The organism is Alcaligenes sp. PF14 (assembly GCF_037150615.1).
GTDB lineage: Bacteria > Pseudomonadota > Gammaproteobacteria > Burkholderiales > Burkholderiaceae_B > Alcaligenes > Alcaligenes phenolicus.
In genome coordinates, this window is the sequence record NZ_JBAGRS010000001.1 from 183,059 (window position 1) to 202,245 (window position 19,187).

General features: G+C 56.1%; 15 protein-coding genes, 3 tRNA genes and 1 pseudogene. 6 read left to right on the top strand and 13 right to left on the bottom strand.

The annotated features are described in order from the left end of the window. Window positions 1–8 precede the first annotated feature (8 nt). Together WFM49_RS00815 and WFM49_RS00820 are read left to right on the top strand one after the other, a co-directional pair. A complete protein-coding gene (locus tag WFM49_RS00815) occupies window positions 9–1,193 on the top strand; it encodes an HlyD family secretion protein (RefSeq protein WP_336971216.1) in 1,185 nt (394 codons plus the stop codon). Beyond that, entirely contained in the window at window positions 1,190–2,596 is a 1,407-nt protein-coding gene (locus tag WFM49_RS00820; protein WP_336971218.1) for an efflux transporter outer membrane subunit, read from the top strand. The genes WFM49_RS00815 and WFM49_RS00820 overlap by 4 nt, the downstream gene beginning before the upstream one ends. Window positions 2,597–2,647: 51 nt before the next feature. Here the strand turns inward: WFM49_RS00820 and WFM49_RS00825 are convergent, their stop codons facing one another. The 4 genes from WFM49_RS00825 to WFM49_RS00840 form a co-directional block, all read right to left on the bottom strand. Next, a complete protein-coding gene (locus tag WFM49_RS00825; RefSeq protein ID WP_336971220.1) occupies window positions 2,648–4,615 on the bottom strand; it encodes an esterase/lipase family protein in 1,968 nt (655 codons plus the stop codon). Window positions 4,616–5,059: 444 nt separating this feature from the next. Beyond that, window positions 5,060–5,135, bottom strand: a tRNA-Gly gene (locus WFM49_RS00830). A gap of 37 nt (window positions 5,136–5,172) precedes the next feature. Further along, a tRNA-Cys gene (locus tag WFM49_RS00835) sits at window positions 5,173–5,246 on the bottom strand. 42 nt (window positions 5,247–5,288) lie between these two features. Beyond that, a tRNA-Gly gene (locus WFM49_RS00840) sits at window positions 5,289–5,364 on the bottom strand. A gap of 315 nt (window positions 5,365–5,679) precedes the next feature. Between WFM49_RS00840 and murB the strand changes: the two genes are divergently transcribed. After that, a complete protein-coding gene (gene murB / locus WFM49_RS00845) occupies window positions 5,680–6,690 on the top strand; it encodes a UDP-N-acetylmuramate dehydrogenase (RefSeq protein WP_336971222.1) in 1,011 nt (336 codons plus the stop codon). Here murB and WFM49_RS00850 read toward each other — a convergent pair. The 4 genes and pseudogenes from WFM49_RS00850 to WFM49_RS00865 form a co-directional block, all read right to left on the bottom strand. After that, entirely contained in the window at window positions 6,687–7,358 is a 672-nt protein-coding gene (locus WFM49_RS00850; RefSeq protein WP_336971224.1) for a GntR family transcriptional regulator, read from the bottom strand. The two genes, murB and WFM49_RS00850, sit on opposite strands and share 4 nt — an antisense overlap. A 391-nt stretch (window positions 7,359–7,749) precedes the next feature. After that, window positions 7,750–9,112, bottom strand: a pseudogene (locus tag WFM49_RS00855) (MFS transporter). 155 nt (window positions 9,113–9,267) lie between these two features. Further along, on the bottom strand, window positions 9,268–10,515 hold the full coding sequence (locus WFM49_RS00860) for an iron-containing alcohol dehydrogenase (protein ID WP_336971226.1): 1,248 nt from the start codon (window positions 10,513–10,515) through the stop codon (window positions 9,268–9,270). Then, window positions 10,512–11,237: an alpha/beta fold hydrolase gene (locus tag WFM49_RS00865; RefSeq protein ID WP_336971228.1), complete on the bottom strand. Its 726-nt coding sequence runs from the start codon at window positions 11,235–11,237 to the stop codon at window positions 10,512–10,514. Before WFM49_RS00865 ends, WFM49_RS00860 begins: the two co-directional genes overlap by 4 nt. 136 nt (window positions 11,238–11,373) lie before the next feature. On the opposite strand from WFM49_RS00865, the gene WFM49_RS00870 reads away from it, so the two are divergent. Next, window positions 11,374–12,096, top strand: coding sequence for a GntR family transcriptional regulator (locus WFM49_RS00870; RefSeq protein ID WP_009459556.1), 723 nt, complete (start codon window positions 11,374–11,376; stop codon window positions 12,094–12,096). A 14-nt stretch (window positions 12,097–12,110) separates the two neighbouring features. Here WFM49_RS00870 and WFM49_RS00875 read toward each other — a convergent pair whose 3' ends face one another. The 3 genes from WFM49_RS00875 to WFM49_RS00885 form a co-directional block, all read right to left on the bottom strand. Beyond that, entirely contained in the window at window positions 12,111–12,929 is an 819-nt protein-coding gene (locus WFM49_RS00875) for a sterol desaturase family protein (protein WP_009459555.1), read from the bottom strand. 477 nt (window positions 12,930–13,406) lie between these two features. Beyond that, on the bottom strand, window positions 13,407–14,198 hold the full coding sequence (dapB, locus tag WFM49_RS00880; protein ID WP_336971232.1) for a 4-hydroxy-tetrahydrodipicolinate reductase: 792 nt from the start codon (window positions 14,196–14,198) through the stop codon (window positions 13,407–13,409). Between the two features lie 25 nt (window positions 14,199–14,223). Further along, window positions 14,224–14,724, bottom strand: a complete 501-nt coding sequence (locus WFM49_RS00885; protein ID WP_196784070.1) for an outer membrane protein assembly factor BamE — start codon at window positions 14,722–14,724, stop codon at window positions 14,224–14,226. A 113-nt stretch (window positions 14,725–14,837) separates the two neighbouring features. On the opposite strand from WFM49_RS00885, the gene fur reads away from it, so the two are divergent. Further along, on the top strand, window positions 14,838–15,293 hold the full coding sequence (fur, locus tag WFM49_RS00890) for a ferric iron uptake transcriptional regulator (protein ID WP_035272094.1): 456 nt from the start codon (window positions 14,838–14,840) through the stop codon (window positions 15,291–15,293). Window positions 15,294–15,469: 176 nt separating this feature from the next. Here the strand turns inward: fur and recN are convergent, their stop codons facing one another. Both recN and WFM49_RS00900 read right to left on the bottom strand, forming a co-directional pair. After that, window positions 15,470–17,119, bottom strand: coding sequence for a DNA repair protein RecN (gene recN, locus WFM49_RS00895; RefSeq protein WP_250755946.1), 1,650 nt, complete (start codon window positions 17,117–17,119; stop codon window positions 15,470–15,472). Window positions 17,120–17,125: 6 nt separating this feature from the next. Next, a complete protein-coding gene (locus WFM49_RS00900) occupies window positions 17,126–18,025 on the bottom strand; it encodes an NAD kinase (protein ID WP_009459550.1) in 900 nt (299 codons plus the stop codon). Window positions 18,026–18,152: 127 nt separating this feature from the next. Between WFM49_RS00900 and hrcA the strand changes: the two genes are divergently transcribed. Continuing rightward, window positions 18,153–19,166, top strand: a complete 1,014-nt coding sequence (gene hrcA, locus WFM49_RS00905) for a heat-inducible transcriptional repressor HrcA (protein WP_009459549.1) — start codon at window positions 18,153–18,155, stop codon at window positions 19,164–19,166. Window positions 19,167–19,187: the final 21 nt, after the last annotated feature.

The window sequence follows — 19,187 nt, forward strand, 5'->3', positions numbered from 1 at the left end:
CCGTATTTATGAGTCAAGACACTTCATCTGAAACTCAGGATCGCAATAGTGAGCTTGCCGCGCCGACAGACTCGGATAACGATGGCAAGTTGGGTCCGAATACTGAACCTTCTCTGCCGCCCAAGATCATCAAACCCAGCAAACGCAGTGTCATTGCGATGGCCTTTGTATTGTTGGGAGGTTTGCTGTTGATCTTGTGGGCTTGGAACCTGGGGCCGTTCAACACCACTCGCGTCACTACCGACAACGCCTATGTACGTGGGCAGATGACGGTGCTGGCACCGCAGGTAAGCGGTTATGTGTCCGAGGTACTGGTGCAGGACTTTGAGCGAGTCCAGGCGGGCCAGCCTTTGGTGCGCATTGATGAGCGCATTTATAAAGAAAAACTGCATCAGGCGCAGGCTCAACTGGATGCGGCTTTGGCTGAGTTGGCGAATCTGGATCAAGCCCAAGCACAGAACCGCGCCAGCCTGGATGCTCGCAAGGCGGCCTTGGTGTCTGCTCAGGCTGAAGCCCGTCGCTCCGAGGCGGATCGTAATCGTGCCAGGGAATTGGCAAACAAAGGTTCGATCTCGGTGCGAGAGCGAGATCAGGCTGTAGCGACTGCCGAGCTGGGGCGCGGCAATATGCTGCAAGCCAAGGCAAACATTGCGATTGCCGAAGAAACCATCAAGTCCACCGAGGTGGCTCGGGCGACCTTGCAGGCCAAGGTGAAATCCGCTGAAGCCGCCTTGGGCTTGGCTCGCATCGATATGGATAACACCGTGGTGACCGCGCCTGCAGCCGGTCAGATCAGCGAAGCGTCTGTGCGTCAGGGGCAGTATGTGACGGCAGGTTCGCAACTGCTGTTTCTGGTGCCGGATACCCGTTGGGTAGTGGCGAACTTCAAGGAAACGCAGACGGCGGGTATTCATGTGGGGCAGTTGGCCCGATTCACCGTTGATGGTCTGGATGGCACAGAGTTTCAAGGTCATGTAGAGCGTATTGCCCCGGCCACGGGCTCCGAGTTTTCCGTGCTGCGCGCGGATAATGCCAGTGGCAACTTCACCAAGGTTGTTCAGCGCTTGCCGGTACGCATTGCTATCGATGCGGATCAGCCCGGTATGGAGCGTTTGCGACCCGGCATGTCCGTGATTGCCAAGGTGGATATTTCCGATAAGCCTGATCAAACAAAACAGGAGCATGAACAATGACCCTGTCTGCAAGAACGTATGGCATGGCCATCTTAAGTGGCGCGGCGCTGTTGTCCGGCTGTATGCCTGCTTACCGGGTCGCACCCGAGCAGGCGCAGGTAGCCGTGCCATCCGGGTGGATAGGAGCATCCTCTGAAGGCACTGTGGTCGATTCGGCCTGGTGGAAAGCCTTTAACGATCCCGGCTTGAGTGCACTTGTAGAAGCTGCCTTGGCACGTAATAACGATATCTTGAGTGCTGCTACCCGCATCGAACAGGCAAGGGCCGCGGTGCAGCTGGCGGATTCGTCCTTGGGCCCTTCCTTGTCCTTTGACACAGGCGCGCATGCAGAGCGGGCCCTGGGGCCTGGCGGTATGGCAATCAGCCGTGCGGTACAGCCTGCCGTGCAATTGAATTGGGAGCTGGATCTCTGGGGGCGCTTGAGTTCGCAGGCGAAAGCGGCTGAACTCAAACTGTCTGCTACGCAGGCGGATTATGATGCCATTGCCTTGAGCGTCGCCTCCGAGACAGCACGTACCTATATTGCCTTGCTGGGTCTGGATGCACAGTTGCAGCAGGCCAAGGCCACCTCTACCTCCCGGACAGAAGCCTTGCGCCTGGCGCAGGAAAAGTTTGATGCGGGCTATATCTCCCAGCTGGAGTTGACCCAGGCCCAGTCCGAGCTGGAAGCGGTAGAGCAGCATATTCCACAGCTGGAATTGGCGATTAGCCGTCATCACAACGCTTTGCGTCTCTTGTCCGGGGAGTTGCCTGCGGCTTATGAACAGAACTCCAGTTCCACCTTGTCGGCTTTAGAGCTGCCTGCACCGAGCTCTGGCTTGCCGTCCGAGCTGCTACGCCGCCGTCCTGATATTGCGCGAGCAGAGCTCGGTTTGGCTTCCAAGGACGCGTCCATGGCAGCCAGCCGGGCTGCCTTTTTGCCGCAGGTTTCCTTGTCGGCACGGGCAGGGGCTTTGTACGTCAGCGCCTTGAGTTATGACCCGACCAAGATCTGGAGTTTGGGTGGCAGCATTCTGGCACCAATTTTTGACCGTGGTCGTTTGCAGGCGCAGTTTGATTCTGCAACAGCTCAGCGCGATGAGGCGGCCTTTGCGTATCGCGGCGTTGTTTTGACGGCCTTTTCCGAAGTGGAAAACGCCTTGGCGGGCCAGCGTCGTTTTGCGGAAGAGTTAAGCCACGTGACCGCGCGTCGGGACGTCTTGAAGCGCTCCTTGGAACACGCCCGCAATCGCTATGAGGCTGGCTATGCGTCTTATCTGGAACAACTAGATGCGCAGCGGAATCTGTACGAGGCAGAAAACCAGGTCATCGCCGTGCGGGAAAACCAGTTGCAGAATATGGTGGATCTGTACAAGGCGCTGGGTGGCGGCTGGGATTATGAAAAGGCGATGAAGCGGGAGTAACTTGAAAGAGTCGGTAGAGGGGCCCTGTCAGGTGGAGCATGTGTTTTGCTGCTACTGCTCCCGCAAAATCCGCCGAATTTCCAGAATTGCCTCGGGCGTTTCCTGTACGCTGTGGGAGAAGGGAATCACCAGTTCCGAGGTCGCACCAGGTAGATGGGAGCTTTGATAGGGCACCAGCCCATCGTCCGAATACAGCAGGTCTTTTTTGGGCGTGTAATTGGCAATAATGCTGTGATACCGCACTTGCGTGGAGATCGGCATTTTGGAGGTGATCTGCATGAAGGGATCGCTGTCGCGCAGGCTTTCCACGCCATTGGGCAGGATCAGCATCTCGTCTTTGGCGGGCGTATTGCCAACCGCCACCTGGCTAAGTTTGTTGAGTTGAGTCACCACCGTAACCGGCAAGGTAATCAGTGCTGCCGCCAAGCGTGAAATACGATTTCCTGCAAACGGCGTGCCCTTGTGAGGCGCAGCAATAAAGATGGCTGTCGTCACGCCGGGCAGGGGAGAGAAGTGCACCACATTGCCAAACTCCTGATTCATTCTGGCAATGCTGACATCATCCATTTGATAACGGTCGCGGGCTGCGTCTTCCAGCAGATTGTCGGACGAGGACACCAGCAAACGTCCCAGCACACCGCCCATGCTATGGCCGATCACCACGATATTGTTTGAGGCAATGGCCTTCCTGTCCGGATCAAAATGCCGGAATGTTTCTGTCAGGGCTTTCCGAATTTCGGCATTGTTATATGGCAGGGGCAGATTGGTTGGATAGTAGACCTGCCAGATCTGATAGCGATCCCGTAACTCCTCATCGCCCAGCACCTCATTGGCGACGTTAATCCAGGCTTCCGGGCTGCTGGCCAGGCCGTGCAGCATGATGATGACGCGGCGATTCGGGTCATAGGGTTGCAGCAGGAACACATGCGGGGATTCAATACCACCGTCCCGTCCCAGGACGGTGCGCAAAGCCTGGGTCGAGAAGTCCGAGCGCGCCAGCCATAGCCCGTAGGCAGAGGTGTAATTGGCCGCCAAGGGCACTTGCACGTCTTTCAGCTTGACGCTGGTTTGCTGGTACGGATCGTAGCCAATAATGGTGGCGTCGCGAGTTTGCAGAACCTGGGACAGGGTTTCGCCGGGGAAAGTAATAATCCCCGTCACTGCCTGGAAGGGCGGCTCGCTATAAGTGCTTTGAAAGCTGTTTGGCGTGACATCCTTTGACTCGTTCACGACCACCATCTCGGCTCCAAAACCGTCGCGCCGATAAATGCTGCGCACCCCGCGGAATGTTAATTGGGAGGCCGGAATCAGCTCATGGGGCTGAGGGGCGGTGGCATCGCGTACCTGGGACAGATCACCACGAATACGCCACCGACCAATCTCGATAGTTTTCTGGAAGGCGTAGCTGGTGTCGTGATACTTGGCAAACAGCAGCATGGTCGCTTGCTGCACCGCGTAGTTGTAGTAGTCACGCACCTGGGTCTGGCGGTCTTCAAATGCCCGGTCTCCTGGCCTGCGATCCGTGAAGAACAGATAGGCGTAGGCATAGCGGGCGCTTTGCAGATAGGCATCGAACAGCTCGGTCGAGAAGTCTGGCCGGGCATTGCGCCGACCTTGCAAGCGCAAGGCCTCTTGCGTCCAGATCTCGGCCAGGGTGGCCATGCGCTGCTCGGTGTCCAGGTTCCATAGCTCGGTCAGCCTGGAGGAGCAGTGGGGAATGTCTTTAGCGCATTGCTCGGGCGCGATAGCCAGACTGGTCAGCGTATCGCGTGCAGAGGCGCTGAGCTTGTTGGTAGTCAGAATATCGCCACGGCGCTGGGCAATGTAATCCTCGGTGCTGACGGTGGCGATTTTGACGCCGGCGCAGCCGCTCAGCAGTATGGCCAGAACTGTGATGGCCCCAGCCTTGTATAGCCCGCTCCTATGCTTGCCAGATACAAGCCGCTTCAAGCTGGTCGCGACGGCTTGTACCGGTGCCAGGTCAAGCAGCGTGTTCCGTACAGGATTAATCAAGGCCATCACGTTCTACAGTGGGTTCGTTGACGGGTTTAGAGGAGCTTGGTGCCGTGATACGGACTCAAGCAGCTGTCCAACGGCGTCAAATCGGCAGATTTGCGGAATGTATCCGTGTGCGAAATGCGATATTAACCTAAAGGCCTGGTACTGGCAGCAGCCGGATCTGGGCTGTGCAAAGCGTGCTTGGTTTTCTTTGCTGCGGGCGCGGTAGGTGGCTGGTGTATTCAGTCTGTATGGAGGCACTGCGTTCGTAGGCGCAGCGTTCCAGACATCGCTGCAATGTAGAGTGCTAATTCTTGATGAGGGGCTAGCTTTAAGCGTGTAGGGTGGACCCACATCAGAGCGTGGTGGAACTATCGGTTTGCTCTTATGGTGTTTTAGCTGCTCTAACGCTTGCCTGCAGCAGAAAAGAAAAAAGCCCAAACCGAAGTTTGGGCTTTTTGAATTTGGAGCGGGAGACGAGTCTCGAACTCGCGACCTCAACCTTGGCAAGGTTGCGCTCTACCAACTGAGCTACTCCCGCATTTTTTACTGCACTACCGACTTGTGACCAGAATTACTGGAGGCGCAAGCCGGAATCGAACCGACCTAGACGGATTTGCAATCCGCTGCATAACCACTCTGCCATTGCGCCGTGGTCGATTAAAAAGGGAAGCCTAGGCTTCCCTTAGGAATCTGGAGCGGGAGACGAGTCTCGAACTCGCGACCTCAACCTTGGCAAGGTTGCGCTCTACCAACTGAGCTACTCCCGCATTTTGCTGTGCAGATTGAATCTGTTTTCAGCGTTTTACTTATTAGCTATTGCTTATTAAGTAAAGAAAGCTAGTTTAGAGTGGCTATCTTTGTTTGTCAAGCGTTTTTGATATTTTGCCTAAGCTTTTTATCAGTACTGCCTAACGAACTAGCCTGCCTTCAAACTGCTTTTTGCTGCGAAACCGACGCTGCGCTAAGCAAGAACGTAACTATAGACTGCAGCAAAGAAGCTTGTCAATAGATTCTGTAAATTTTTCCGGAAAATTGTCTGTCCGAGCTATGCTTACTGCTTTCTTTGATCGTGGGACAGGGCCGTGGACAGGCAGCGTAATGTGGATTTGAGCTCTTTTAATACCTTGGGTTTGGGCAGCCGCGCGCGCGACCTGGTGGTGTATGACAATGTTACCCAGCTGCCTGCCTTGCAAGCGCTGGTGGAGCAGGGGGAGCGTATCTTTGTGCTGGGCGGTGGCAGCAATGTGGTGCTGGCCGAGCAAGTTGATGCCCTGGTGATCAAGGTAGAAAGCAAAGGGATTGGTTTACTGCAGGAGCGGGACGATGCCTATATCGTGGAAGCGCAGGCGGGTGAATGCTGGCATGACTTTGTGCAGTATTGTTTGAATCAAGGCTGGCCCGGTCTGGAGAACCTGGCTTTGATTCCCGGTACGGTAGGTGCTGCGCCTGTACAAAATATTGGTGCTTATGGCTTGGAGCTGGAGCAGCGGGTGCACAGTGTACTGGCCTGGAGTTTTAAGGAAGGCAAAGAGGTGGAGCTGTCTGCGGCCGAGTGTGGCTTTGCTTATAGAGACAGTCGCTTCAAGCACGATCCGGCTGGGAGCTGGTTGATTCTGGCGGTGCGCTTTGCCTTACCTCGTCAGTGGACGCCGGTGCTGGAGTACCCCGATCTTAATAAGCAAGCTCATTTGGCGGGTGAGCCAGACCCGCAAAGCATTTTTGATGCGGTTTGCGAGATTCGCCGTCAAAAATTGCCTGACCCTCGTGTCTTGGGTAATGCGGGCAGTTTCTTCAAGAATCCCCTTGTGCAGACCGAGCAGCGTGATGCCTTGAAGCAGCAATGGCCCAATCTGGTTTCTTATGAAGTTGGGCAGGGCCAATGCAAACTAGCGGCGGGCTGGTTGATTGACCAGTGTGGCTGGAAAGGCAAGCGTGATGGTGCCGTGGGCGTGCACGATCGCCAGGCTTTGGTGCTGGTAAATCATGGTGGCGGAACTGCGCATGATATTGAACGCCTGGCCCAGGCGATTCGGGGTTCTGTTCGGGAACGCTTCGGCGTGGAGTTGGAACAAGAGCCCGTTATTGTCAATTAAACATCGACCGCGCCCCACCATCGCAGTGTTTGTGCCAGATGGTGGCGCACGGCTTGCATGGCCGCTTCGGGGTTTCCTGCCTGAAGCGTATCCAGAATCTGTAAATGCTCCTTCATGGCGGGCACAATGCGCTCGGGTAAAGGGCGGCGCGAGTGCTGCAGCACATTGATGCGATCACAGTTCTCTTCGTAGATTGTCATGGCCGAGCGGTTCTGTAGTGCTTGAGCCAGATAGCGATGCAAGGCCCAGTCCACTTCCATGGCCTGAATCTGCAAAGCGGTGGTAACAAGGCCGCTTTGTGCCTGCCCCAGAATCTTCTCGTGCTTGTCCCGCAAACTCTCCAATGCGGGCTGCTTGGCACAGCTAGCCAGTATCCTGGCCCCCTCCTGATCAAAGACACAGCGCAGCTGAAAGCATTCCCGTAGCGCTTCCGTGGTTGCCTCCAGAACCAGCACTCCCCGCTTGGGCAGGATGGACACCAGCCCGGCAGCCGCAGCGCGTTTGACGGCTTCACGCACTGGGGCCAGAGGGAAGTCGCTTAATTTCATCAGCTCCGCCATCGACACCATCTGCCCCGCGCGTACCTGCCCTGTAGCCAATAAATGACGAAATGCCTGAAACGCCTGGGTGGCCAGCAAAGTGTCATCAGAGGAGGAGGGAATACTCATGTAGCGTCTCCGGTTTGCGCGCGTCGGGTTTCGTATTTGATTTTAGTTATGTTTGGCATTTCAAATTATATATATTTTGAAATGCCAGACGGGATTTTAGCTTGCGGACTTATTTTTGAATAAACAGCGCTTTGCGCAGATTTATGGCGCATAAAAATAGGGGTTTTGATATCGAGTTTGGCTTGCCCAAACCCTTGCTTTGAATAGTGGTTTATCTGCTTGTGGCGGGCTTGAGCAACTGGGGAGGGGCGCGTTCAGTTCGTTTTGTTTCTGAGCGGCACTGGGAATTGAGTTTGGCCATTCATAAGCTAAAAACCCGTGTCAGCGACATAGGCTGACACGGGTTTTTTATTGAGCATTAAGTTAACTAATCATCAATTGAATCAGTCTCTTAAGCCGAAACTTCCTCCAGCGAACGTCCCTTGGTTTCCACCCCCAATGCAATCACCACCAACGCTGCAATAGAAAAGGAAATAGCCCCCAAGGTGAAAACGCCTGCATGACCGGTCCAGGGCAGGATAAAGCCCACCAGCAGCGGTCCGAACAAGGAACCCAGTCGGCCAATGGAAGAGGCAAAACCTGCGCCTGTGCTGCGTGTCCGCGTGGGGTACAGCTCGGGGGTGTAGGCATACAAAACCGACCACATGCCAAACATGAAGAACTGCATGCACAAACCGGCGCCAATCAATTGGGCCACAGGTGCTTGGCTGGTGGCGACATGGCCATAAATAAAGGCACAGCCTGCGCTACCGAATAGCATCAAGACCATGGTTGCCTTGCGTCCCCATTTCTCCAGCAACCAGGCCGAGAAGATGAAGCCTGGAATACCGGCCAGGGAAATATAGATGGTGTAGGTAACGGACTTGGTGACTTCATACCCGGCTTGTTGTAGCAGTGCGCCCAGCCAGGTAGTGAGACCGTAGTAGCCCAGCAAGGAGAAGAACCACAGCATCCACAGCATCAGGGTACGGCGGGCGTATTGGCCTTGCCAAAGCTGGGCAAACAGCGCGCCACGCTTAAGCTTCTCGCAAGGGGTGGGGGGGCAGGGGAGAGGGCAGAGCCTGGCCGCCGTTGGCCTGAATGACTTTGTGTTCAAAAGCCGTTGTGACTTGTTCGGCGCGGTCGTTGTGGCCTGCCTCTTCCAGCCAGCGGGGGGATTCAGGAACCCAGCGACGAATCACGAACACAAACAGGGCAGGGATAGAAAGGGCGATGAAGATTCCGCGCCAGCCTATATAGTCCAGACTCAGATATGTCAGAATCCCGGCGCTGATAAAGCCTAGCGGCCAGAAGCCTTCCAGAATCGCAATATATCGACCGCGACTTTTAGCGGGCACAATCTCCGAGACCATGGCCAGGCCGATGGGAAATTCCATTCCCATGCCAAACCCCAGCAGCACCCGAAACGCCATCAACTGCTCGACGTTTTGGGACAGGCCACAGGCCAGGCTTCCTACACCCCAAAAAATCATGCTCCATTGAAAGACAGGTTTGCGCCCGTACTTGTCTGCCAGAATGCCCGCAATGGCAGCACCCAAAAACATGCCTAAAAAGCTGGAGCTGGCCAGCATCCCCGCTTGCGCGGTGCTGAGCCCCATTTCTACTTTGATGGAACCTAAAACAAAAGTCATGATGCCCAGGTCCATGGAGTCAAAGAACCAGGCGGTCGCGATAATACCGAACAGCATGCGTTGATAGCGTGTCATGGGCAATCGCTCCAGGCGATTGGCCACATTGGGGGATACGGCTGTCATTGGTGTCTCCTGTAGGTCCGCTCTTGTGGCGGGTTTTATGTATAGGTGACCTGCCGTCAGGCCATGGCAGGCCTTTTTTCTTCTACTAATATATTACATGGATACTAGTGGTATCTATTTTAAGATTAAATAATGGTATGTACTTAGCTGGCTAATTAATTGTGGGTCAGTGCTCCGGCTAAAGAGCCCTCAAAAGCGTGTTGAATAATGCGTTGATAGGCGCTGGTGCAGTCAGCAACCGGGAAGGCTTTGGCAAGACGAGTCACTTGCAGGGCGTCGCTCAACAGGCGCTCCAGCTGATGCTCTTGTACGCCGCATTGGCTCAGGTCAGAGGGGGTGTCCAGTTGTTCGACCAGCGACCGCACATAGGCAGGCAGGGCCAGTAAGGTATCTTCCGGCTTGCCGGTTGGCATGCCCAGTAGTTGGGCGACTTCCAGCAATTCCGAGGCGCGAGTTTCACGCAGTTCGTCCAGAACGTAGGGCAGCAGCACGGCATTGGTGGTGCCGTGAGATTGATGCGTCAAACCTGCCAGTGCGTAGGCTATGCCGTGTACCGCATTCAGACCTGCCGTGCCGTAGGACAGGGCGGCATAGTAGCTGGCGCTGGCCATGCCATCACGGGCTTCAGTGTCGGTGCCGTCGCGATAGGTTCGCAGCATGTACTGGCCGCACAGGCGTATGGACTCGCGTGCGAACATCATGGTCAGGCTGGATCGGCCACTATAGCCAGGGTCGGGGCTGCCACCACGATCAAACAGGCTGGCATCCTGCGTCATAAAGGATTCAATCGCGTGGGTCAGGGCATCGATACCGGCGTCGGCAGTGACGCGGGGTGGGCAGCTATCGCTGAGTTCCGGGTCGATGACCGCAATGGCGGGACGCAGTGCATTGCCCATGACGGCAATTTTGGTGGCATTGTCGGGGTCGACCAGAATGGCTCCCGGTGTTGCTTCTGATCCCGTGCCGGAGGTGGTGGGCAGGGCGATCAAGGGCAAGGGCTTGGTGTGGGCGGGCCAGGTCCCGCTGTAGGTGCGTATGGGCTCCCCGGTGGGGACGGTCAGACACAGGGCTTTAGCCAGATCTATATTGCTTCCGCCGCCCAACGCCAATACGAAATCGATAGGGTGATCGGCCAGGTGAGCACGTACTTGCAGCGTGGCCTGATCACATAAGGTAGTGGAAGGATCTGGCTCGCCACCATCAAAAACCACAAGCTCAATTCCCTGTTCTCTACAGGCGGCGATGTGGTCCTGAACCCAGGTGGTTTGAATGGTGAAAAAACGGTCGGTAATCAATAAGCCGCGACGCCAGCCCAGGTGGGCAATCAAGGCAGGTAGTTCATGGCGGCAGCCGCGTCCCATCAGGGTGCGGGGTGGTGGGCAAAAGAAAACGTGTGTGTTCATACGGCAGTCCTTGCGGTGTGTAGAGAGCAGAAGGGTTCTATCAATGAGGCGATCAGTTCAGTGTGCGAGCCCAGAATGCTGTGGCCCGCATCAGGCAGGCTGTGCAAGGTGGCTTGTGGCAGTGCCTGCGCCAACCGGTGGGCGTGCTCAATGGGACAGTCCTGATCCTGCTCGCCGTGGATGATCAAAGAGGGGATGGAAATACGGGGAAGTTGCGCATACAGGTCGTGGTGCCGATTAGCCAGCCAGGTCCAGGCCACATCTAGATGACCTGCGGCCTCCAGCAGGCCCAGGCGCTGTTCCCGTTCTGCAATTTCTTGCAGCAAGGCAGAGGTGTCCTGGGCCTTGAACCATTGAGTCCGGTTCAGGCTGGCTGTGCCCGATAACAACAGCAGGGCTTGAGGCAGTGGGGCCTGTTCGTCCAGTAAAGTCAGACAGGTTTGCAGCACCACTGAGACGCCCAGGCTCCAGCCTGCCAGGACATAGGGCGTGTGTTCAGGCAAGGCTTGAATGCTGGCGCGTAGATCCTGCACAAAGCCGTCCAGCCCGTAATCTTCCTGGCTGGAGCCACGAAAGGTATTGCCTCGGCCTCGCAAGTCCGGGGTGTGCCAGGACATCAAATTCGAGCTGGCGTTGACCACTGGCAGCCAGCTGCGATGGGTGCCCTGAATCCCATGCACGGCAATGATGGTGGTCTGTTTTGAATCGCAGGCAATGCTCATGTGGCTTCCTGGAGTAGATAAATACAACTAAGATATGAGGCTGTTGCCCAGTTCCGGCCTTGTACTTGCAGGGCCAGAGCAGGCGTCAGAGTTTGGGTGTCAGCAGCAAACGCTGCGTTTTAAAGGCAGGGTCAGCATGGTTACAAGCAAGCGGAAGGTAGCGGGAAAAGGGCAGGCTCAAGATGAGGTGCTGGACATCAAGGCCTTGACGGAACCCAAGCCCAAGCTCACAGACATTGCTTATGAGCGTTTGGAAGAAGCCATCATTACCCTGAAGCTGCCGCCGGGCAGCATCGTCTCCGAGCTGACCTTGAGCCAGATGTTCGAGATTGGCCGCACGCCGATTCGGGAGGCCATTCAACGTCTGGCACGCGAACATTTGATGCTGGTCTTGCCGCAGCGTGGGCTGTTGATTCCAGAGCTGGACATGCCCAAGCAACTGCGCCTGATCGAGACGCGACGGGAGATCGAGCGTCTGATCTGCCGTAGTGCGGCCAAACGGGCGACACGCGATCAACGCGAGCAATTCAAGAGCTTGCATGATGCTTTCCTGGAAGCAGCCACCCAGAACGATGAAGTCAGTTTTATCCGGGCAGATCGACGGTTGAATGAGCTGGAAATCGAGGCGGCTCGCAATGAGTTTGCCGAGGCAGCGATGCGTCTGACACATGGGCTATCCCGTCGTTTCTGGTTCTGCCACTATCAGCAAAATCCGGATTTAACGCAGATGGGCAGACTGCATGCCAACTTGGCGATGTCCATTGCCGGGGGCGATATGGACCAGGCCGGTCAAAGCCTGGATCTCTTGATGGACTACATCGAAGAACTCGCCCGCACGACCCTGATTTCCAGCTTGTAAGGACAGTCAGGGCCTTAGCTGGCCAGACCACGCTCCAGGGCGTGGGCCTCTTCTTTTTTCAAGGCCGGGCCGTCCGTGGTGTCGCCAGTATCTTCAAAACGGAAACGGCGAATAATGGGCTTGAGCTCTTCCTTGACGTGCTTTTCGCTATAGCCATTGAACAGGTGGCCAAGCAGACCGCGACGCAGATCCGTAGTGCCCATGGCCCAGTCTGCAATCGGGAACGTCAGGTTCATGTTGTACTTCATCATGATGCCCTGATTGTGGTGGGCGGTATGGTGGCGGCGAATGGTGTTGATGAAGGGCATATTGCGCACAAAGCTGTTCTCATGCACATGGCAGCAGTAGTGAAAGGCCTCGTACACCAGGTACTGCGCCACCATGGTCATGAATACAAAATAGCCTGCATTGGGGTTGATGATGGTTGCGGCCAGCCAGCCCAGAATCCCGCCGCCTACCCCCAACGTTGCCAGAACGCGCCAGGGGAAAAACACAATCCGGAACTCCTTGCTGGAATCAATTGTGGCTTCGTTGTCGGTGAAGTACTGGTGATGCTGGCGGGTGTGGCGTTCGTAGATTTCCCGCAAGCCAATGATGTTGATGCGTCGGTGCATCACATAACGGTGCATGGCCCATTCAACAAAATTACCCGCCAGAAAAACGGGGATCACAATCAGCCATTCCCAACCTACCGGGCCTAGCTGGGTGATGCTGTAGTAAATCGCTGCCAAGCCCACGATATAGGTCACTACCACGTGAACAATGCCGTTGTAGGCGGGGCTGATGTTGGATTTGTAGTCCTCTCGGAACTTGCGTTGGCGTTCGCTCATCATGTCGGTTGTCTCCTGCGGGAAAAGGTTTATTCTTTAAATATCCAACTAACATATTAGTGATATTTTTTGCTGCGTCAAGCAGGGAAAACAGGGGGGAGGGAATGTGACAAGGGGGCGACTTAAGGGGAGAACCTGCTACAGCGTTTGGTGGAGCAGTTTTTCAGGCCAGGTTCAGGGCTGGTTTTGCCGTTTTACTGGCGAGCTTGGAGCTGTTTTTTTGTGATGAGGCGAGAGGTGAGAGGGGACAGGACGGGACACACTGGATCAAGGCTGGAGCAGGAGAGGAAAGGACGAGTGAAGGACAAAGCAAGGTAAAGAGTAGGGACAAAGGCAAAGGCAAAGGGATAGGTGCTGGTCAGATCAATCCAGCGTAGCCACTTTCGGAAAGTAGCCAACAGGAGGAGGCTCTGTTAAGCGAAGATAAAAAAAGCCGGCTCGAAAGCCGGCTTTTGGTCAGAGCGTTTGCAAGTCAGGAACTTACAGGCCCAGCACGTCTTGCATGTTGTACAGGCCAGTGTTTTTATCGCCCAGGAAACGGGCGGCACGCAGGCTGCCGTTGGCATAGCCAGCACGGCTGCTGGAGCGGTGCGAGATTTCGATGCGCTCGCCTTCGCCGCAGAAAAACACGGTGTGGTCGCCCACAATGTCGCCACCACGGACGACGGAGAAACCAATGCGGCCATCCTGACGGGCACCGGTGTGGCCGTGACGGGCCCAGTCGGCTACATCGTTCAGGGATTCACCCCAGGTTTTGGCAATGGCTTCGCCCATAGCCAGAGCTGTCCCCGATGGCGCATCCACCTTGTTGCGGTGGTGGGCCTCAAACACCTCGGCGTCGTAGCCCTGGTTCAGCAAGGCAGCCGCCATTTCAATCAACTTCAGGGTGGCATTGACGCCTACGCTCATGTTCGGGGCGAAGACAATGGCAATCTCGCGACCAGCCGCCAGAATCTGTTGTTTCTCTGCTTCGGAAAAACCGGTAGTGCCAATGACCAGACGGGTGCCGTGCTGCATGCAGGCGTCCAGATGGGCCATGGTGCCTTCAGGGCGGGTGAAGTCGATCAGGCAATCTGCCTGGGCCAGGGCGTTCAGGTCGTCCGTGACTTTGATACCTGTGTCTTTACCCAGAAAGGCTCCTGCGTCCTGACCAATGGCTTTGGAGCCGCTGTGGTCCAAGGCCGCGGCCAGTGTCAGGTCGGTACTGTACAAAACAGCTTCAATCAGCATACGGCCCATACGGCCGTCTGCGCCAGCAATGGCAATGCGCATGTATCCTGTGTCCTTAACGTAAAGCTTAAAGCGTAGGCTGGTTGCCGCTCACGCTGGGCGTTGGGGCGGCTTGGTCGGCATCAGCGGGGGGCGGGGTGTGTTTCTTGCCTGTGTCGCTGCGCTCGAAGGGCTGGCGGTCAGGTTGCTCGTCGCCTTCCCAGCGAACCAGAGTGTCGCCTTCAAACCAGACGGTAAAGGTGCGCTGCTCGCTCTTGCCGTAGCCAGGCTTGTTCAGGTAAGGGTAGTCCCAACGGTCGGCGTGGAAAATGTCCTGCAAGGTGGGCGAACCCAGCAGGTAACGAACCTGTTCGCGTGTCATCCCCGATTGCAGGCGGGCCACTTGCTCGGCAGTGATCCAGTTCCCCTGCTGAATGTCGGCGCGGTATGGGAAGCCCCATTTAGAGGATCCGCAGGCGCTCAGGGCGGCGGCAGCCAGGCTGGCTGCGAGTATGGCGCGGATGACAGGAGTGAATGAATTGGCCTTCTTCTGCACGAAATGCCCCAGTAGGAATAAAATCGTTATCATATAAGGGTTTAGGAAAAAGCGCATGAATTGCGCATTGAACCGCCTCAAGACGAGCTGGTTTTCAACCAGGACGGACTTGAGATCCATCCCCATCAAGATGCGATAATTTAGCCATGAACGATCAAAATGAACTGAAGAACATGGGGCTTAAGGCGACTTTTCCGCGCCTGAAGATTCTGGATATTTTTCGCCGCTCCGACCAGGACGGTCAACGCCACCTGAGCGCTGAAGACGTATACCGCCTGCTTATTGCCGAAGAAGTCGATATTGGTTTGGCCACGGTTTACCGTGTATTGACCCAGTTCGAGCAAGCCGGCATTTTGGTGCGCAGCCAGTTTGACGGCGGCAAAGCCGTCTTTGAACTGAATGATGGCGATCACCACGATCACCTGATCTGCACCAATTGTGGCGTTGTGGAAGAGTTTACCGACAGCAATATCGAAGCCCGCCAGCACCAGGTCGCCAAAGACCACGGTTTTGTGCTGGAGAGCCATACTATGCTGCTGTACGGCATTTGCCCCAAGTGCTCGGAAGCAGGCAAGCAGGCCAAGCCTACCTTGCGCAGTTAATCCCTTTGTAGAGGGTCCGCCGGTGCGGGATCTGATGATTGGGGGCAGGATAGCCAGGGCGGCATCCTGAAAATTCAAAGAACAATCAGATCCGGATCACAGGGCCTCACGATTGGATACAAAAAAAACCACCAGCTGCCTCGGCGCTGGTGGTTTAGCTTGCGTTTCAAAATTGCTTAACGCTGACGTGCCAGCATTTCCCGCGCATGTTCACGCGTTGTTTGTGTAATTTCCAGACCACCCAGCATGCGGGCGATTTCGTCCACGCGTTCGTCTTGCGTCAAAGGACGGATAGAGGAAAAGGTCTGACCTTGCTCGGTCGTTTTCTCGACTTTCAAATGATGGTTGCCGCAGGCGGCTACTTGGGGCAGGTGGGTCACACACAAGACCTGATGACGTGCCCCTAACTCTTGCAGCAAGCGTCCCACCACTTCGGCCACCGCGCCACCGACACCCGTATCCACCTCGTCAAAAATCAAGGTAGGCACGCGCGCTGCCTGGCTGGCGATAACAGACAGTGCCAATGAAATTCGGGCCAGCTCACCACCCGAGGCCACTTTGGCCAGCGGACGTGGTGTTACCCCTTCGTGACCAGCCACCAGAAACTCCACCTGCTCTGCGCCGTGAACCTGGGGCGCGCAAGCGGTCAGGGCGACCTCGAAGCGACCGCCTTGCATGGCCATGGACTGCATCGCCTGGCTGACCTGTTTGCTCAGTTGCACACTGGTTTTGCGTCTTGCGGCACTTAGCTTGCTACTTAGCTCCTGGTACTGCTTTTCAGCCTGCTGAGCCTTGGCTTGCAGGGCTTCCAGATCAAAAGACTGTTGCAGCTGTGCCAACTGTTCCTGCCAGGTTTCCAACAGGCTGGGTAGTTCTTCGGGCTCCACTTTCAGCTTGCGTGCGGCACTGAAAATGGCAGAAACCCGTTCTTCTGCCTGCGCCAGACGTTCGGGGTCCAGCTCCATATCGCTTAGATAACTGTTCAAGTCCGAAGCTGCTTCGGTGACGGCAATTTGTGCCGACTCCAAGGCATCCACAATCGCTTGCAGGCCTGGGTCATGACGCAGCAGGGCGCTCATTTCGTGGCTCGCTTTGCCCAGCAGTTGCTGTACCGAGGTTTCCTCGCCATCCAGAGCCGTCAGGGCCAAGGCACTGCCGTCAATCAAGGCCTGGGCATGGGACAGGCGGGTGTGTTCTTGTTGCAACTGGTCCCATTCACCAGCACGCAGATTCAGGCTGGACAGCTCGTTGATCTGCCACTCAAGACGCTCCTGCTCTCGTTTGCCCTGCTCAGCACTTTGACTGGCCTGTTCGACGGCTTTGCGTGCCTGGCTCAATTGCTGCCAGGACTGCGCCACTTGGCGCGCCAGGGGTAAATGGCCGCCTTGGCTGTCGAGCAGATCGTATTGGCTTTGAGGGTTCATCAGACTTTGATGAGCGTGCTGGCCGTGGATATCCACCAGCAATTCACCCAGTTCGCGCAACTGCGTCAGGGTTGCAGCGCTGCCATTGATGTAGCTGCGGTTGCGACCTTGCAGGTCGATCAGTCGACGCAAGATCAACTCGTCCGCGACATCGAAGTCACGCTCGCGCAGCCAGCTTTGAATGTCTTGTTCACAATCGAAGTGCGCGCTGACTTCAGTGCGCGGACAGCCCTCGCGGATGGCTTTGGCATCGCCGCGTGCCCCCAGCACCAGGGAGAGCGCGTCAATCAGAATGGATTTACCAGCGCCGGTCTCCCCGGAAAAAACCGTGAAGCCGGAGTCGAAATCAATCGTGGCTTGATCCACGATCACAAAGTCTCGAACGTGCAGGGTACGGAGCATAGGGGTTTATTCGTTTTCGTCGTTAGGCAAAGGGATGTGATTCCAGCCCAGCTTCTGACGCAGGGTGGAAAAAAAGCTGTAGCCCTTGGGATGGATAAAGCGAATGGTGTCCTGGGAGCGACGCACGTCGATGCGGTCTCCCTGCTGACAGTCCGACCAGGTTTGCATGTCAAAGTGCACGCTGCCACCCGATTCCACCCGGCCCAGGGCCGTAATGGTCAAGTTCAGGGTGCCTGTGTCGGGTAGCACGATAGGGCGGTGCGACAGGGTTTGCGGAGCAACGGGGACCAGCAAAAATGCCTTCAGGGAAGGGTGCAGCAAGGGACCACTAGCCGCCAGCGCATAGGCCGTGGAGCCCGTGGGGGTGGAGATGATCAGGCCGTCGGAGCGCTGGCGGTACATGAATACGCCGTCAAGCTCGACACGCAGCTCGATCATGCCGCCGCGCCCGGCACGGTTGATGACCACATCGTTCAGGGCCACGCCTGAATACAGCACTTGCCCGTCACGCACCACGCGGCCTTCCAGCATGGAGCGCTCTTCAATGTCGTATTCGCCTTTCAGCACGCGCAGCAAGGCGTCGTTGGCGTCATCCAGGGGAATGTCGGTAATGAAGCCCAGGCGGCCGTGGTTGATCCCGATCAGGGGAACCTTGCTGTGGGCTAATTCGCGCGCAGCGCCTATCATGGTGCCATCCCCGCCCATCACGATAGCCAGATCGGCGCGCTCGCCAATTTGGGCATAATCGCCGATGGGGAATTCGGTAATACCGGCATTCTGGGCGGTTGTGGCCTCAAGCAGCACCGAGCAACCAGTGTTGACCAAGGTTTTAGCCAGCGATCGGATGGGCGCATCCAAGCCGGAGTCCTGGTATCTGCCAACAATGGCAACCGTTTTGAAATGCATGGGGCGAAAACCTTATGATTGATGAAATAATGGCGATCAGTGGATTATAGAGTTGCCACTCTAGGCTTGGCTGTAAGATTCTCCCCTTTATCATGCAGAGCTGGTGTTTTTAAGTGACGTACGCGACATGGATGACAGAGCAAATGCCTTGTTGAAGGTGCTGATCGAGCGTTACATCGCCGATGGTCAGCCGGTAGGGTCCCGTACCTTATCGACCATTTTTGATTTTTCCCCGGCCACGATTCGTAATGTGATGGCCGAGCTGGAAGGCCTGGGCCTGATTCATAGCCCCCACACCTCGGCGGGGCGCATTCCTACGCCCAAAGGCTATCGCCTGTTTGTGGATCGCCTCCTGGCTGCCGAGCGTTTCGAGCGGCCCGATGCACGTAATCTTAGCCAGTACCTGCCTTTTGACGAACCCAACCGGGCCGTCAGTTCTGCCGCTTCCTTGCTGTCGAATCTGTCGCAGTTTGCCGGTGTGGTGCTGGCGCCGAAAAAAGCCCAGACCTTCAGGCAGATTGAATTTATTCGTCTGTCTGACAAACGTGTGTTGCTGATTATCGTCACGCCGGATGGTGATGTGCAAAACCGCATCCTGTTTGTGCCGCGCGACTATCTGGAGCAGGAGCTGGTCGAGGCCAGCAACTTTTTCAATCAGCATTTCTCGGGCATGTCCTTCGAGTCGGTCAAGCTGGCCTTGTCACAGGAGCTCAGCTCCTTGCAGGCGGATATTTCGCGTCTGATGCAACAGGCGGTGGATGTGGGCAGCCATCAGCCCGATAGCGAAGAAGCTGTGGTCATCGCCGGTGAAAGCAAGCTTTTGAACGTGACCGAGATGGTGGCGGACATGGATCGTTTGCGCCGTCTGTTTTCCTTGTTCGAGAAGAAAACCGATCTGCTGCACTTGCTCGATGTCTCCAGTCAGGCCGATGGCGTGCAAATTTATATCGGTGGGGATTCGCAGCTTTTGCCTTTGGATGATGTGTCCGTCATTACGGCGCCGTATGGCGTGGATGGCAAGGTCGTGGGGACGCTGGGTGTGATCGGGCCATCGCGGATGGCGTATGATCGTGTGATTCCTATCGTGGACATTACGGCCCGGCTATTATCCAATGCCCTGAGCCATCACTCTGCCAGTTAAGGTCTGGACCTTCAGTCTGTT

What these genes read in the sequence shown, in the direction of transcription:
- recN (WP_250755946.1), bottom strand. Translation starts at nt 17,119, where the DNA reads ATGCTCCGTACCCTGCACGTTCGAGACTTTGTGATCGTGGATCAAGCC.
- WFM49_RS00870 (WP_009459556.1), top strand. Translation starts at nt 11,374, where the DNA reads ATGGTTACAAGCAAGCGGAAGGTAGCGGGAAAAGGGCAGGCTCAAGAT.
- WFM49_RS00885 (WP_196784070.1), bottom strand. Translation starts at nt 14,724, where the DNA reads ATGATAACGATTTTATTCCTACTGGGGCATTTCGTGCAGAAGAAGGCC.
- WFM49_RS00850 (WP_336971224.1), bottom strand. Translation starts at nt 7,358, where the DNA reads ATGAGTATTCCCTCCTCCTCTGATGACACTTTGCTGGCCACCCAGGCG.
- fur (WP_035272094.1), top strand. Translation starts at nt 14,838, where the DNA reads ATGAACGATCAAAATGAACTGAAGAACATGGGGCTTAAGGCGACTTTT.
- dapB (WP_336971232.1), bottom strand. Translation starts at nt 14,198, where the DNA reads ATGCGCATTGCCATTGCTGGCGCAGACGGCCGTATGGGCCGTATGCTG.
- WFM49_RS00815 (WP_336971216.1), top strand. Translation starts at nt 9, where the DNA reads ATGAGTCAAGACACTTCATCTGAAACTCAGGATCGCAATAGTGAGCTT.
- WFM49_RS00875 (WP_009459555.1), bottom strand. Translation starts at nt 12,929, where the DNA reads ATGATGAGCGAACGCCAACGCAAGTTCCGAGAGGACTACAAATCCAAC.
- WFM49_RS00825 (WP_336971220.1), bottom strand. Translation starts at nt 4,615, where the DNA reads ATGGCCTTGATTAATCCTGTACGGAACACGCTGCTTGACCTGGCACCG.
- WFM49_RS00860 (WP_336971226.1), bottom strand. Translation starts at nt 10,515, where the DNA reads ATGAACACACACGTTTTCTTTTGCCCACCACCCCGCACCCTGATGGGA.
- WFM49_RS00865 (WP_336971228.1), bottom strand. Translation starts at nt 11,237, where the DNA reads ATGAGCATTGCCTGCGATTCAAAACAGACCACCATCATTGCCGTGCAT.
- WFM49_RS00820 (WP_336971218.1), top strand. Translation starts at nt 1,190, where the DNA reads ATGACCCTGTCTGCAAGAACGTATGGCATGGCCATCTTAAGTGGCGCG.
- WFM49_RS00900 (WP_009459550.1), bottom strand. Translation starts at nt 18,025, where the DNA reads ATGCATTTCAAAACGGTTGCCATTGTTGGCAGATACCAGGACTCCGGC.
- hrcA (WP_009459549.1), top strand. Translation starts at nt 18,153, where the DNA reads ATGGATGACAGAGCAAATGCCTTGTTGAAGGTGCTGATCGAGCGTTAC.